Raw genomic sequence first — 285 nt, 5'->3', positions numbered from 1 at the left:
TGAGATCGAACTATATCAGTACCCGTTGCCGATGATCATCGAACCAAGGGAATTGAAGAACAATCGGGATACTGGTTATCTCACTCGTAAGGACAGCGTGATCCTGAAGAACAACCATCATGATGATGATGTGTGTCTCGATACACTCAACAAGTTCAACCGCACAAAGTTGCGTGTGAACTCCGATACGGTCGCTTTCATGAAGAACTCATGGAAGAACCTCGACAAGCAGAAGGACGGCGAAACACGTGAGGATTTCCTCAAGAGACGCCGTGCATTCGAGAA

Annotated in this window: 1 protein-coding gene; it reads left to right on the top strand. The window is 47.0% G+C overall.

Features of this window, described 5'->3' with window-relative positions; all coding sequences use genetic code 11:
- Positions 1–31: 31 nt before the first annotated feature.
- Positions 32–285: hypothetical protein (locus tag Q5762_RS37925; protein WP_315896861.1), on the top strand; the 254-nt coding region annotated here is incomplete at its 3' end.

The organism is Streptomyces sp. P9(2023) (assembly GCF_032436795.1).
Classification (GTDB): Bacteria; Actinomycetota; Actinomycetes; order Streptomycetales; family Streptomycetaceae; genus Streptomyces.
The sequence above is the reverse complement of the archived record's forward strand: the minus strand, read 5'-3'. Positions and strand labels throughout refer to the sequence as shown.